This window comes from Listeria grandensis, assembly GCF_014322885.1.
Taxonomy (GTDB): domain Bacteria; phylum Bacillota; class Bacilli; order Lactobacillales; family Listeriaceae; genus Listeria_A; species Listeria_A grandensis.
In genome coordinates this window covers 48542-62619 of record NZ_JAASUG010000007.1, presented here as the reverse complement: position 1 = coordinate 62619, position 14078 = coordinate 48542, and the positions used below count along the sequence as shown (strand labels likewise).

Below are 14078 nucleotides of genomic sequence, written 5' to 3'. Positions count from 1 at the left end.
GGCTTAATACCAATGTTTTTAATCATGTGTGTTTATGTGATAACACGAGTCGTACTTATTCTCAAAAACAAAAAAATGGATTGGCACAGAGAAGTAAGCCGCTTATTTCTTGTTTTGTATTTAGGCGTGTTGATTGTTGTGACTTTGTTTCCGATAAATATCATTATCGGGGAGTATGAGCAACGGTATCGGGAGATTGTGGTTAACCTAAATCCGATGCAGTTTTTCGGTTTATTAGATGCAGATTTTTCAATAATTATTAGGAATCTGGGTGGGAATCTTGTGATGATGATACCTTTTGCGATTTTATTGCCAGTGAACTTTCGAGGGATGCGGCAGTTTGGTCGTGTCATTATGGTGGTTGTAGCGACGTCGATAGTCATTGAAATTTTGCAGTATATTTGGCAATTGACGATGCTCAATGTTTGGCGGGCAACGGATATCAATGATGTCATATTGAATGTTTGTGGCGGAATTATTGGCTATGCTTTGTATTATTATCTATTTCGACGTGTTCCCTTTATGAAGCGCTTTATAATTTAGAGAGGGTATTTTACTGGAAATTGGCAATAAAATCCAAATCAAATTTTTACGTCTGTTGCTATTGTGTTTTTACCTATCATTTTTGGTATATATAGTTGTCACGTTGCATTTTTTGATTTTAAGCATGGAACCATCAAGAACCAGCTATTATTAAAAGGTTACACTTCGCTCTTCTTTAGTAAGCTGCTATCGATAGTGCTTGTTGCGATTGCTACAGTTTCGGCTACTGTGCTTATTTCGGTAGGCATTCAGTTTGTATTCAATAGCGTGATGCAAGTTCAGCCTAACGTAAGCGTGCATTATTTGGCAAAATTACCATTGCAAGTGGTGTATCAATCTGTTGGCTTGATTTTATTTGGATGGTTCTTCTTTTTATTGACAACAGCTGTCCGGTCCACGCTGGTTAGTATTGTTACGCTATTTTTGTACATGCTACTCGTTCCTAATTTAGGTGGCTTTGATTTGAAAAATTTGATGCTCCTTACTGTATCGAAAATATATAATACATCTGCTGCGACGATGGATGTAGCATCTGGGGAAAGCACGAATTTAATAGTAGGTTATGTAGTCATATTTGTTGTGTTTGCCGTATTAACATTTTGTGTGTATAAATGGGATAAAAAAAGGCTGTGCCCGAAGCTTTAAATGGATGGTGTTACATTTGATAGAAATAGAAAAAATTTGCTACTTGAAATGCTAGGATGGACCACACTTCGTCGTTTTTGTGAAAAAATTAACTAATCTAAAAAGGCAAATTATTTGTTGACATCTGATTTTGAAGATGGTAAGATACATCCAATCATAAAAATTATACATTCCTTATTAAGAGTTGGGGGAGGAACCTGGTCCTTTGATCCCACAGCAACCGCTAGTGATAGAACGGTGCTAATTCCAGCAGGCGAGCGTATTTGGCCTGGCAAATGGGGAGAAGAGGAATCTCTTTTCCAATTTCGGAAGGGAGGTTCTTTTTTGTTTTAATTCATAGTAAATTGATCGGATATATATGATTTGAAAGAAAGTGGGGATGGGATGAGTCGAATTGTGATATTGTCGGGTAGTCCTTCGGCGCAATCGGGGACGGATAAGATTTTGCGGTATGCTGGTGAGGTGCTGCAGGGAGATGGTGTGGAGGTTAGTTTTCATTCGGTACGGGAATTTGATGCGGAGACGTTGGTGCATGCGAATTTTCAAGATGTGAGGGTTGGCGAGTTGGTTGCGGATATTGAGGCGGCGGATGGTGTTATCGTGGGTTCGCCAGTGTATAAGGCATCGTATACGGGGGTGTTGAAGGCGGTTTTGGATCTGTTGCCGGAGAATATTTTGAAAAATAAGGTTGTTCTGCCGATTATGTCTGGTGGGAGTGGTGGACATGTGTTGGCGATTGATTTTGCACTTAAGCCGCTACTCGGTGTGTTGAAGGGGGAGGTTTTGCAAGGGGTTTATGTGGTGGATGCGCAGGTGGATAAGGCGGCGGTTGTGCCGATTCGGGATGCGGAGTTGGAAGAGCGATTGCGTGGCCAGTTGACGGAATTGGTCGTCGCGGTTGGTAGGCGTGAAGTGAGACAAATTATTTGAAAAGGGGACTAGTGAGATGGCGGAAAAGTTAGGAATTGTGGTTTGGGCGAAACAGGGTTGTGCGTATTGTGCGGAGATCAAGGACTACTTGACGAAGGCGGGGCACGAATTTCAGGTGGTCGATGTGACGGACCATGATGAACAGCGGGACATTTTGCAGGCGAAATACGGGGTGCGTTATGTTCCAGTCGTTGAGATTGGGCGGGGGCATACATATCGGGGCGTGACGGAGCTCGGTTTGCCAGCGCTGGAAACGGCTTTGAAGGAGGTAGAAAAATGGGATTTAGACTCAGTTTATTAGATCAGAGCCCGATTGCGGATGGTCAAAGTGCGTATCAGGCGTTGCAGCAGACGATTGCGCTTGCAGAGAAGGCGGAGGAATGGGGTTATCACAGGTTTTGGGTGTCAGAGCATCATGATACGAAGTTGCTCGCGGGTGTTTCGCCGGAGGTCTTGGTGTCCCATTTGTTGGCGCGCACCGAGCGGATTCGTGTTGGTTCGGGGGGCGTGATGTTGCAGCATTATAGCGCGTATAAGGTGGCGGAAAACTTTCAGCTGTTAGCCACGTTAGCGCCAAACCGAGTGGATTTGGGTGTTGGGAAGGCACCTGGTGGTTTGCCGCTCTCGACGAAGGCTCTGCAGTTTGGCAGGACGGGAAAATTGGATTTTGCGGAGCAGTTGGCGCTTTTGAAGCAGTTTGTGGATGGCACGGTGCCTGAGGATCACGAACTAGCGGGTGTTGGTGTTGCCCCAGAGCCGCCGACGAAGCCGGATATTTTCTTGTTAGGCGCGAGTGTGGCGAGTGCAGAACTGGCTGGTAGGCAAGGAGTGAATTACTGTTTTGCGAAATTTATTAACAGTGATGAGCTGGTGTTGAAAGAGGCTGTGACGGCTTATCGGGCGGCGAATCCGGACGGTGAATTGATTATTGCGGTTCCTGTTTTGGCGGCGGATACGGAGGAAGCGGCACGAGCGCTTGCCGGTGAGCAAAAAGTGGTGCGGGTAACGCTTGCGACGGGAGTCTCGGTGACTTTGCAGACGGTGGCGCAGGCGGAGGAATTTGCGAGACAGGCTGGTGTGACGGATTTTGAAGTGGAGGAACGCACGGCGAATATTATCGCAGGGACTTCGCAACAGGTGAAGGCGGAATTGGAACGATTGCGGGCGACGTTTCATGTGGATGAGTTTGTGATTCATACGCCGGTGACAAGACAGGACGCGCGGTTCAGGTCGGTGCAGCTGATTAGTGAGGCAATTTTGACGGCGGACGTGAGATGAGGAAGGGGAAATGAAGAAATGGGAAAAATTAAATTTGGCGTAATGTTGCATGGTCCTGGTGGGCATATGAACGCGTGGAAGCATGAGAGTGTGCCGGCGGATGCGAGTGTGAATTTTGAGTTTTATAAGGAGCAGGCTTTGAAGGCGGAGGCGGCTGGTTTTACGCTTGCTTTTGTGGCGGATGGGTTGTTTATTAATGAGAAGTCGATGCCGCATTTTTTGAATCGGTTCGAGCCTTTGACGGTGCTCTCGGGATTGGCTGCGGTGACGTCGCGGATTGGTTTAGTTGGAACGCTTTCGACGTCTTATAGTGAGCCATATACGGTGGCGCGCCAGTTCGGGTCGCTGGATTTGATTAGTCATGGTCGGGCTGGATGGAATGCGGTGACCACGCCACTTGAGGGTTCGGCGAATAATTATAGTAAAAAAACGCATCCGGAACATGCGCTGCGTTATGAGATTGCGGTGGAGCACTTGGAGGTCGTGAAAGGGCTTTGGGATTCGTGGGAGGATGACGCGTTTGTGCGGGATCGCGAGACGGGGCAATTTTTCGATAAAGAAAAGTTGCATCGGTTGAATTATAAGGGGCGCTTTTTCTCGGTGGAGGGACCGCTGAATATTGGTCGTTCGAAGCAGGGGCAGCCGGTGGTTTTTCAGGCTGGGGCGTCGGAGCCGGGTAAGGATTTGGCGGCTAAGAGTGCGGACGCTGTGTTTACGAACGGTGGATCGCTTGCGGAGGCGCAGGCGTTTTATGAGGATGTGAAGGCGCGGACGGTGGCGAATGGCCGTAACGCGGATGAGATTAAGATTTTCCCTGGGTTTGCACCGATTGTTGGTGAGACGCAAGACGAGGCGGACGCGAAATATGAGGAAATTAAGAATTTGGTGTCAGACGAGGAGGCACTCGCGTATCTTGGTCGCTTTTTTGATCATTTTGATTTCGGGAAGTTTCCGCTGGATGAGCCGTTTCCGGATATTGGGACGGTCGGTGAGAATAGCTTCCGAGCGACGACGCGAAAAATTAAGGAGGAGGCAAAGCGTGAGAATTTGACGTTGCGTGAGGTGGCGCTCAGGGTGACGACGCCAAAATCAGCTTTTGTGAGCACGCCGGAAGGAATCGCCGATGAGTTGATCGCTTGGTTTGATGGTAAGGCGGCGGATGGCTTCATTTTCGGAGCGCCCGTTTTGGGTGAGGGATTGGATGATTTTGTTGCAAAAGTGATTCCGATTTTGGAGGCGCGCGGGTATTATGATCGGGAGTATGCGAGCGATACGCTGCGTGGAAATTTGGATTTGCCGTTTAAGGAAAGTCGTTACGCGAGCAAGGTTGAGGCGCAAAACTAAGGAGGAATTTTTGTGGGAGATGTTATTCGGTTAGCTACGCTTGCAGATGCGGGGGTTGTGCATGATGTGTCGATTCGCGGATACAAGCCGCTGAAGGATATGGATATCAAATTTGTTGGGGCAACGGCGGATTTGGCGACGGTTGAGGAGAATATTCGGCGGAATGCGAATTATGTATTGGAACGCGATGGCCGGATTATTGCGACGGTGACGGTGGCTTTTCCGTGGGCCTTAGGTGAGCGCTCGATTCAGCCGTATCCGTTTATTTGGTGGTTCGCGGTGGACCCGGATTTCAAGCGACAAGGGGTTGGGACGGCGCTTCTGGATTATGTCGAGGAACAGGTTTTAGTGGCGCAGATTAAGGCGCCGGCGGTTTACTTGGCGACGGCGACGCGGCATCCTTGGCTCGTTTCGATTTATGAACATCGCGGGTATGTTGGGTTTTATGAGCATGAATATGAAGGGGACAATATTATCTTTTTACGCAAGGTTTTGGATGAATCGCTGTTTGCAGAACTTGGAAATCTGGACGTGCTAGTAAATTCGAATTAAGGGGAGATTGGATGAAAAAATGGATTTTTGGGACGTTGTTGGTAGTGGCAAGTAGTGTTTTGCTCGCGGGTTGTGGGCTTGGAACGGATACGGGGGCGTCTAGTGATGCGCTTACGAAAGACGGCAAGGATGTTAAGACGATTGTAGTTGGGACTGGTACGCAATTTCCAAATATCTGCTTTATCGATGATAAGGGAAATTTGACGGGATATGATGTGGAGCTTGTAAAGGCGCTGGATAAGAAATTACCGCAGTATAAGTTTGAGTTTAAAACGATGGACTTTTCGAATTTATTACTGAGTTTGCAAACTAATAAAATCGACTTCGTGGCGCATCAAATGGAAGTGAACGATGAGCGTAAGGAGAAGTTTTTATTTAATAAGGAGCCATATAATGTTTTTCCGTTGCAGGTGGCGGTGAACAAGGCCAATACGGATATTAAGTCGGTCGCGGATCTCGCTGGCAAAACGGCAATCGTGAGTGCGACGAGTAATTCGGCGGTGTATTTGGAGAAATATAATAAAGAGCATGGAAACAAAATTAATATCGTGTATTCGGGAACGGGAAATAATGATGCGACCAATCAAATCAGGACGGGACGCGCGGACGCTACGATTACAACGCCTTTCGCGGTAAAATTACTAAACGAGCAGGCGGATGCACAGCAAAAAGTTGTCGGAGATCCTGTGTTGAACTCAAAGGTTTTCTTCTTGTTACGCAAAAATGAGTCGCAGTTATCGGATGACTTGGACGGGGCGCTCAAAGAATTGAAAGAAGAAGGTGTGGTCAGTAAATTGAGTAAAAAATGGCTTGGCGCGGATTACACGGTTGATTTCTAAAAAAATAGGGGTGAAACGCGAATGGGGAAGGCATTTGATTGGCATTTGATTTTTGACTTTATTCCGACGTTGCTGGAATATTTGATGATAACGTTACAGGTTTTGTTGTACGCAACGATAATTGGGCTTGTTTTGGGCTTACTTTTGGCGGTGATTCGGTTGTTCCGAGTCCCAGTTTTGAGTCAGTTGGTAGTCGTGTTTCTTTCCTTTATTCGCGGGACGCCGATGTTGATTCAGTTGTTCTTGGTGTTTTACGGAATGCCTGCGCTATTGCTTGTGTTTGGCGTCGATATTTCGCGGATGGCACCGGCGTATTTTGTGATTGTGACTTACGCGCTACGTGATGGGGCGATTTTCTCGGAAATTTTCCGAAGTGCGATCAAGGGTGTCGATTATGGGCAAACAGAAGCGGCGATGTCGGTCGGCATGAGCCCGTCGCAGAGTTTTTTCAGAATCGTGTTGCCGCAGAGCGCGAGCATCGCATTTCCAAACGTGGCGAATTCGGTCATTAGTTCGCTGAAAGATACATCGCTTGCCTTCACGATTGGGCTGATGGACATGATGGGGCGCGGTGAAACACTCATTGCAGCAACGGCTCACGCGCTGGAAGTTTATATCGCGATGTCGATCATTTATTATGCGGTCGTCCTAGTCCTAGAACAACTCGCAAAAGCATTTGAAAAACGTGCGAATCGGCATAAAAAGCCAATCATGGCATTAGACTAAGAAAAGGAGGCGAAACAAACGATGCAACTGGATTATCCGTTTATCTGGGAGGCTTTTAAAGAAATTTTAACGGCGCTTCCTTTGACATTGCTGCTTACATTTGTACCCCTGATTATTGGTTTTTTAATCGGGCTTGGCGTCGCGCTAGCACGTATTTATCACGTCAAGGGCGTGTATCATTTGGCAAATGGTTATGTATCCTTCGTTCGTGGAACACCAATCGTGATGCACATCATGCTGATTTATTTTGGCTTGCCACTCTTACTTGACAGTTTAGCGAAGCGCTACGACTGGTCCTTCCATATCAACAGCGTCCCCATCACGGTTTTCGTACTTATCGCGCTGTCACTTAGCGCAGGAGCCTATCTTTCTGAAATTATCCGTTCAGGCATCGTCGCCGTTCCAAGCGGTCAAATGGAGGCCGGTTACTCCGTTGGAATGACGAAGTTTCAAGTGATGACGCGCATCATTTTACCACAAGCACTCGCGCAATCGATTCCTAATTTGACGAACATTGCGGTTGGTTTTTTGCAAGCATCCTCAATCGCCTTTCTCGTCTCTGTTAAAGAAATCACGGGCACGGCTCAAATCGTGGCCTCAAGCAACCTCAAGTTTCTCGAAGCATTTATCGCAGCAGGTCTGCTCTATTGGGGCGTCACGATTGTGATGGAGCTGATCGCGTCCATCGTTGACCGCAAAGCCACGGCCTATAATAAAGGAGGGATTGGATGATTCGTTTACAAGGAATAAAAAAACAATTCGGCGACCAAGAAGTCTTAAAAGGCATTGATTTAACGATTAATAAAGGCGAAGTAATCACGATTTTAGGCCCCAGCGGCTCCGGAAAAACGACCTTACTACGCTGCCTGAATTACTTAGAAAAACCAAATGGCGGTCATATCGACATTGGTCATGTGAGCGTCGCAACCGAAAAAGCAACGAAAAAAGATATCATCGCTTTGCGTAAACAAACCGCGATGGTTTTCCAACATTACAACCTGTTCGCCCATAAAACCGTGATCGAAAACGTGATGGAAGGTCTTATCATCGCCCAAAAAGTAAAGAAATCCGAAGCCCGCATGCGCAGTGAAGCCATCCTCGCAAAAGTCGGACTCGGAGATAAGCTCGATTTTTATCCAAGTCAGCTTTCAGGTGGACAGCAGCAACGCGTTGGAATTGCTCGAGCTCTCGTCTTGAACCCTGAAGTCATCCTATTTGACGAGCCGACCTCCGCGCTTGATCCGGAACTAGTTGGGGAAGTTTTGGCAGTGATCAAAGCCATTGCCGAAGAAGGCATGACGATGGTTGTTGTGACACATGAGATGCAGTTTGCTAAAGAAGTATCCGATCATGTCCTGTTCATGGCAGATGGCGTTGTTGTTGAAGAAGGGAGTCCCGCAGAACTGTTCGGCGCACCAAAACAAGAACGAACTCGCCAGTTTTTGAAGCGGATATCAGGCGATGTAATAGTTCCGCCAGTTGTTGTACCGCTTAAAGAAGAGTGGCAAAGAGATGCGTCGAGGGCGTATTGATGGAGAAATTTTCTAGAGCAAGAAAGAATGTCTAGAAGAATCCTCTTGAACGGAGGTTCTAAAATCAGTATTTATTGCATTAGTTAAATATTATGGCAGACTCATTCTTCTTTATCAATGGATGAGTCTTTTCCATGTTGTGTAATTAAACGTATCAAAATCTTTATCGATGAATAGGGTGTATTTCGGATAGAGTTTGTTTATAATGAGAAGATAAGGAGTGAAAAAATGCCACCAGTTGGAATTGGCGATGGTAATGAGCAACCCGGCATGGCTTGACACGATTCGGGATAGCGTACATAGTTTCATTCTTTTAGAAATGAGGAACCTTAATGGATAAACAAAAACAACAACTCAGCATTGAAGTTGCGCGACTTTACTATCAATCGGACTACAGTCAGCAAGAAATTGCTAGTCAACTTGGGATTTCACGCCCCACAGTATCTAGGCTTTTGCAATTTGCGAAAGAGAGCGGGTATGTGGAAATCAAAGTCACGGACCCATTCGCCGATTTAGACGCACTCGAAACCGCGCTCAAAGAAAAATATAACTTGAGAGAAGCGCACGTCGTATTCTCCCCAACTACGGAATATACAACGATAACGGATTTCCTTAGCAAAAAGGGCGCTGAATACCTTGAAGAAACCGTCACAAATGGCGATATTTTAGGTGTCAGCTGGGGAACGACGATGTATGAAGTCGCCAAAAAAATTCGCCCACAAGATGTGCGAGGCGTCGAAGTGATTCAACTAAAAGGCGGGATTAGCCATTCTAACGTCAATACGTATGCATCAGAAACAATCTCTTTGTTCGCTGAAAATTTCCAGACGATGCCGCGTCACTTGCCACTTCCTGTCATTTTTGACAACGCAACCGTGAAGGAAATGGTAGAACAAGATCGCCATATTCATCATATTATTGAAATGGGGAAACAAGCCAATATCGCTGTATTCACAGTAGGAACTGTTCGCGACGAGGCACTCCTTTTCCGATTAGGTTATTTCAATGATGCCCAGAAAAAATTACTACAAACGATTGGCGTCGGCGATATCTGTTCTCGTTTTTACGATAAAGACGGTCAGATTTGCAGTGCGGAAATTGACGCTCGCACAATCGGCATCGAGTTGGAGTCACTTAAACAAAAAGAACGTTCTATCCTTATTGCAGGTGGCGCAAGGAAAGTTGACGCAATTCATGGCGCGCTTCAAGGCGAGTATGCCAATGTATTAATCACGGATCAGTTCACGGCGAAAGAACTACTTCTTTGAACATAATTTCATATATAACTTTACAAACGTTCATGCATGTATTATGATAAAGACAAATAAACGAAAAGCGAGGAGATTAATCATGACGAATATCGCCAAAATGATCGACCACACAGCTTTAAAACCAGATACAACAAAGGAAATGATTTTAAAATTAACCGCTGAGGCTAAACAATATAATTTTGCATCTGTCTGTGTTAATCCAACTTGGATCGAGTTAGCACACGAACAATTAGCGGGGACAGGTGTAGATGTTTGTACCGTTATTGGTTTCCCACTCGGCGCCAACACAAGCGTGACAAAAGCATTCGAAGCAGCAGACGCTATCCAAAAAGGTGCAACAGAAGTCGATATGGTCATCAATATCGGTGCTCTGAAAGATAAGAACGACGCATTAGTCGAGTCTGATATCAAAGCCGTTGTCGATGCCGCGAAAGGCAAAGCATTGGTTAAAGTTATCATCGAAACATGCCTACTAACCGACGAAGAAAAAGAACGCGCATGCCGTTTAGCGGTAGCAGCAGGAACTGATTTCGTCAAAACATCGACAGGGTTTTCCACGGGCGGTGCAACAGCAGAAGATATCGCATTGATGCGCAAAACAGTTGGGCCAGATATTGGCGTGAAAGCATCCGGTGGAATCCGTACGAAAGAAGACGTGGACAAAATGATCGAAGCAGGCGCATCTCGTATCGGAGCAAGCGCAGGCGTATCGATTGTTTCAGGAAATGACGCAAATCCAAAAGATAACTATTAACAAAATCATCAAAATGTGGCATGATGGAGGAGAAGTAATTTTTCCTGTGAAAGAGGCGAGCCACATTGGGTGTAACGATTCGAGATATTGCAGAAAAAACGGGCGTTTCGATAACGACGATTTCCCAGATTCTAAATGGAAAAGGGAGTCGTTTTAGTGAAGCGACACGAAATAAAGTGTTTCAAACCGCGAAAGATTTAGCTTATAAACCGAACTTTTTTGCGAAAAATATGGTGACGAATCAGACGAATACGATCGGCATGATTGTACCGGAAGTGACGGACCCATTTTTTTCGCAGATGGTGAAGGGCGCGGAAGACTATTTGAATGCGCATGATTATATGATTTTATTGTGTAACTCTTCGCAGGACAGCACGCGCGAGGATTTGTACGTCGAGGAACTTTTGCATCGGGCTGTGGATGGGTTGATTATTGCGAGCCCGAATATTCTGGCGTCGAATGTGTTTACGCAATTGGAGACACTGCATAAACCGTATATTTTGCTCGATCGTAAACGGCATCACCGGGAAGAAGGCAATATTTTTATCGATGATTATGAAGGCGGATACATGGCGACGGAACATCTCGTTGCGCTAGGGCACACGAAGATTGGTATCATTACATCGGATGACTCGTTTTACTCTGTGGAGGAGCGATTGCAAGGCTATCAAGGTTGCCTTAGGAAACATGGAATCTCGGCTTCAGCCACGTGGATTATGGAAGGCGATCAAACCATGTCTGGCGGCTACATCGCAACGAAAAAATTACTCGAAACGACAGATATCACGGCGCTGTTCGTAACGAATGATCAAATGGTGGTCGGAGCTTACCGCGCGGCGCTGGAGCTAGGTATCACGATTCCAGAAGATCTCTCGATTGTGGGGTTTGACGACATTGAACTCGCCGAATACATGGCGCCAACGCTAACCACCGTTCGCCAACCGATCTACGACATCGGCAAAACCGCGGCAGAATACTTGCTCAGAGCGATTCAAAACCCGACTGAAAAAATGGCAAACAAAAAAATGCCGCTCAAACTTATTGTCCGCGAAAGCGCTAAGAGACTTGAGGCAGAATAGAAATCAAAACGAGAGAGGGATATCATTTCCCATCTCTTGTTAATGATGATATACTTACTTTTGGTAAACAGGTTTACTTTTTGATAATGAATGTAAACGTTTGCGGAATAGGTATACAAACGATCAGTAAACCGTTTTACCAAAATAATATTACTCATTCTATAATTTGATTAATTGGGGGATTCATAATGAAGTATCTAATTGGTATTATTGGTTTGTTTGTTGTTCTAGGCATTGCTTGGATCGCGAGTAACGACCGCAGGAAAGTGAAATTTAGACCGATTATCGTCATGATTGTTTTACAGTTCATCTTAGGCTTTATCCTTCTTAACACGAGCGCAGGAAACTGGCTTATTAGTGGGATTGCAGATGGTTTTGGCAAACTGTTATCCTACGCTGCAGAAGGTGTGAACTTTGTATTCGGAGGACTTGTCAACACGGGTCAAATGTCTTTTTTCCTAAGTGTGTTACTGCCAATTGTCTTTATTTCTGCGCTTATTGGGATTTTGCAACATTGGCGCATCCTACCGTTTATCATTAAATATATCGGCCTTGCGCTGAGTAAAGTCAACGGAATGGGGAAACTAGAATCATATAACGCCGTCGCATCCGCAATTCTCGGCCAATCTGAAGTTTTCATTTCCGTGAAAAAAGAACTTGGCTTGCTGCCGAAACATCGCTTGTATACGCTTTGTGCTTCCGCGATGTCAACCGTTTCGATGAGCATCGTCGGCTCTTATATGGTACTCTTAAAGCCAGAGTATGTCGTAACTGCGCTGGTTCTTAACCTATTTGGTGGTTTCATTATCGCTTCCATGATTAATCCTTACGAAGTCACCGAGCAAGAAGATATTCTCGAAGTCAAAGAAGAAGCGAAACAGAGCTTTTTCGAAGTGTTGGGCGAATACATTATGGACGGTTTCAAAGTGGCGATTACCGTTGCTGCGATGCTGATCGGATTCGTTGCGATTATCGCGATGATCAACGCCATTTTCAGTGGTATTTTCGGACTTTCGTTCCAAGAATTACTCGGTTACGTTTTTGCACCGTTCGCATTTCTGGTCGGTGTTCCATGGGATGAAGCGGTCAAAGCCGGAAGCATCATGGCAACGAAAATGGTATCCAATGAATTCGTCGCGATGACCGATTTAAAAAATGGTGGATTCAACTTTTCAGGCAGAACAACCGCGATTGTATCCGTATTTCTAGTATCTTTCGCCAATTTTTCATCCATCGGCATTATTGCTGGGGCAGTCAAAAGCTTGAACGACAAACAAGGTATCGTTGTTGCCAGATTCGGCTTGAAACTGTTATTCGGCGCCACGTTAGTTAGTTTCTTAACAGCCACAATCGTTGGCTTAATCTATTAAGGAGGTTTTTTGAAAATGGCATTTAAAAGAATTCACGTTGTAGTTATGGACTCGGTAGGTATTGGGGAAGCGCCAGACGCGGCACAATTTGACGATTTTGACGTCGATACATTAGGACACATTGCCCGCGAAAAAGGAGGGCTAAAAATGCCGAATATGGCGTTGCTTGGTCTATCTAATATTCGCGAAATCGAAGGCGTCCCCGTTGCAGACAAGCCACAAGCTTACTTCACAAAAATGCAAGAAACGTCTGCAGGTAAAGACACGATGACAGGGCATTGGGAGATCATGGGTCTGTACATCGACACGCCATTCCGTGTATTTCCAGACGGATTCCCAGACGAGTTGATTCAAAAAATTGAAGATTTCTCTGGTCGAAAAGTAATCGGAAATAAACCGGCGAGTGGTACGGAAATCATGGAAGAGCTTGGCGAGGAACAATTGGCAACAGGCGCTTTGATCGTTTATACGTCTGCTGATTCCGTACTGCAAATCGCGGCGAACGAAGAATTAATCCCACTCGAAGAATTGTATCGCATTTGTGAGTATTGCCGCGAAATTACGCGCGATGAGCCTTACATGTTAGGTCGCATCATCGCTCGTCCTTTTGTCGGTAAAACTGCGAAAACATTCGAACGGACCTCGAACCGTCATGACTACGCGTTAAAACCATTTGATAAAACGGTGATGGATCACTTGAAAGACGGCGGCCTAGACTCGATCGCAATCGGTAAAATCTCGGATATCTTTGACGATGAAGGCGTAACAAGATCGATTCGCACGAAGTCAAACATGGACGGTATGGATAAATTTATCGATTTGTTGACGGAAGATTTCCATGGCATGAGTTTCTTAAACTTGGTTGATTTTGATGCGTTGTTCGGACATCGTCGCGATCCGATCGGTTATGGTGATGCATTGGAAGCGTTCGATGCAAGACTTCCAGAAGTGTTCGCGAACATGCAAGAAGATGATTTGCTACTTATCACCGCTGACCACGGAAACGACCCAACATACCGCGGCACCGACCACACACGCGAATACGTGCCACTTTTAGCTTATTCCAAACAATTCAAAGACGGCGGCAAAGCACTTGATTTGCGCAAAACATTCTCCGATTTAGGCGCAACCATCGCAGATAATTTTAAAGTAAAAATGCCTGAATACGGCACAAGCTTCCTAAACGATTTAAAATAAAAAAGGATTGGTGAACGA

16 protein-coding genes and 1 riboswitch are annotated in these 14078 nt (G+C 45.6%); all 16 genes read left to right on the top strand.

Translation table 11 applies throughout. The features are described 5' to 3' along the window. Window positions 1-12 precede the first annotated feature (12 nt). The 16 genes from HCJ54_RS10580 to deoB all read left to right on the top strand — a co-directional run bounded on the left by HCJ54_RS10580 (window position 13) and on the right by deoB (window position 14060). The gene (locus HCJ54_RS10580) at window positions 13-543 is read left to right on the top strand and encodes a VanZ family protein (RefSeq protein ID WP_187137608.1); all 531 of its coding nucleotides are present in this window, start codon (window positions 13-15) and stop codon (window positions 541-543) included. 195 nt (window positions 544-738) lie between these two features. After that, window positions 739-1188: a hypothetical protein gene (locus HCJ54_RS10575; RefSeq protein WP_187137607.1), complete on the top strand. Its 450-nt coding sequence runs from the start codon at window positions 739-741 to the stop codon at window positions 1186-1188. Window positions 1189-1359: 171 nt separating this feature from the next. Further along, window positions 1360-1470: riboswitch (SAM riboswitch) on the top strand. Between the two features lie 102 nt (window positions 1471-1572). Continuing rightward, window positions 1573-2118, top strand: coding sequence for an NADPH-dependent FMN reductase (ssuE, locus tag HCJ54_RS10570; protein ID WP_187137606.1), 546 nt, complete (start codon window positions 1573-1575; stop codon window positions 2116-2118). A gap of 16 nt (window positions 2119-2134) precedes the next feature. Next, window positions 2135-2419: a glutaredoxin family protein gene (locus tag HCJ54_RS10565; RefSeq protein ID WP_187137605.1), complete on the top strand. Its 285-nt coding sequence runs from the start codon at window positions 2135-2137 to the stop codon at window positions 2417-2419. Continuing rightward, the gene (locus HCJ54_RS10560; protein ID WP_187137604.1) at window positions 2395-3396 is read left to right on the top strand and encodes an LLM class flavin-dependent oxidoreductase; all 1002 of its coding nucleotides are present in this window, start codon (window positions 2395-2397) and stop codon (window positions 3394-3396) included. The genes HCJ54_RS10565 and HCJ54_RS10560 overlap by 25 nt, the downstream gene beginning before the upstream one ends. Before the next feature lie 18 nt (window positions 3397-3414). Continuing rightward, the gene (locus HCJ54_RS10555; RefSeq protein WP_187137603.1) at window positions 3415-4740 is read left to right on the top strand and encodes an LLM class flavin-dependent oxidoreductase; all 1326 of its coding nucleotides are present in this window, start codon (window positions 3415-3417) and stop codon (window positions 4738-4740) included. A 12-nt stretch (window positions 4741-4752) separates the two neighbouring features. After that, window positions 4753-5292: a GNAT family N-acetyltransferase gene (locus tag HCJ54_RS10550; protein ID WP_187137602.1), complete on the top strand. Its 540-nt coding sequence runs from the start codon at window positions 4753-4755 to the stop codon at window positions 5290-5292. Window positions 5293-5303: 11 nt separating this feature from the next. Further along, on the top strand, window positions 5304-6131 hold the full coding sequence (locus HCJ54_RS10545; RefSeq protein ID WP_187137601.1) for an amino acid ABC transporter substrate-binding protein: 828 nt from the start codon (window positions 5304-5306) through the stop codon (window positions 6129-6131). 21 nt (window positions 6132-6152) lie between these two features. Beyond that, on the top strand, window positions 6153-6857 hold the full coding sequence (locus tag HCJ54_RS10540; protein ID WP_185409351.1) for an amino acid ABC transporter permease: 705 nt from the start codon (window positions 6153-6155) through the stop codon (window positions 6855-6857). Window positions 6858-6878: 21 nt separating this feature from the next. Beyond that, on the top strand, window positions 6879-7589 hold the full coding sequence (locus HCJ54_RS10535) for an amino acid ABC transporter permease (protein ID WP_185409350.1): 711 nt from the start codon (window positions 6879-6881) through the stop codon (window positions 7587-7589). Continuing rightward, window positions 7586-8389 (top strand): amino acid ABC transporter ATP-binding protein, encoded by an 804-nt coding sequence (locus tag HCJ54_RS10530; protein ID WP_187137600.1) that lies wholly within the window; start codon window positions 7586-7588, stop codon window positions 8387-8389. Before HCJ54_RS10535 ends, HCJ54_RS10530 begins: the two co-directional genes overlap by 4 nt. Before the next feature lie 332 nt (window positions 8390-8721). Continuing rightward, a complete protein-coding gene (locus tag HCJ54_RS10525; protein ID WP_036068201.1) occupies window positions 8722-9657 on the top strand; it encodes a DNA-binding transcriptional repressor DeoR in 936 nt (311 codons plus the stop codon). Between the two features lie 82 nt (window positions 9658-9739). Then, window positions 9740-10414, top strand: a complete 675-nt coding sequence (gene deoC, locus HCJ54_RS10520) for a deoxyribose-phosphate aldolase (protein WP_185409343.1) — start codon at window positions 9740-9742, stop codon at window positions 10412-10414. A 65-nt stretch (window positions 10415-10479) separates the two neighbouring features. Further along, window positions 10480-11493, top strand: coding sequence for a LacI family DNA-binding transcriptional regulator (locus HCJ54_RS10515; protein ID WP_187137599.1), 1014 nt, complete (start codon window positions 10480-10482; stop codon window positions 11491-11493). A gap of 188 nt (window positions 11494-11681) precedes the next feature. Next, the gene (locus HCJ54_RS10510; protein ID WP_187137598.1) at window positions 11682-12863 is read left to right on the top strand and encodes a NupC/NupG family nucleoside CNT transporter; all 1182 of its coding nucleotides are present in this window, start codon (window positions 11682-11684) and stop codon (window positions 12861-12863) included. Between the two features lie 15 nt (window positions 12864-12878). Further along, window positions 12879-14060: a phosphopentomutase gene (gene deoB / locus HCJ54_RS10505; RefSeq protein ID WP_425324805.1), complete on the top strand. Its 1182-nt coding sequence runs from the start codon at window positions 12879-12881 to the stop codon at window positions 14058-14060. The last annotated feature ends 18 nt before the right edge of the window (window positions 14061-14078 follow it).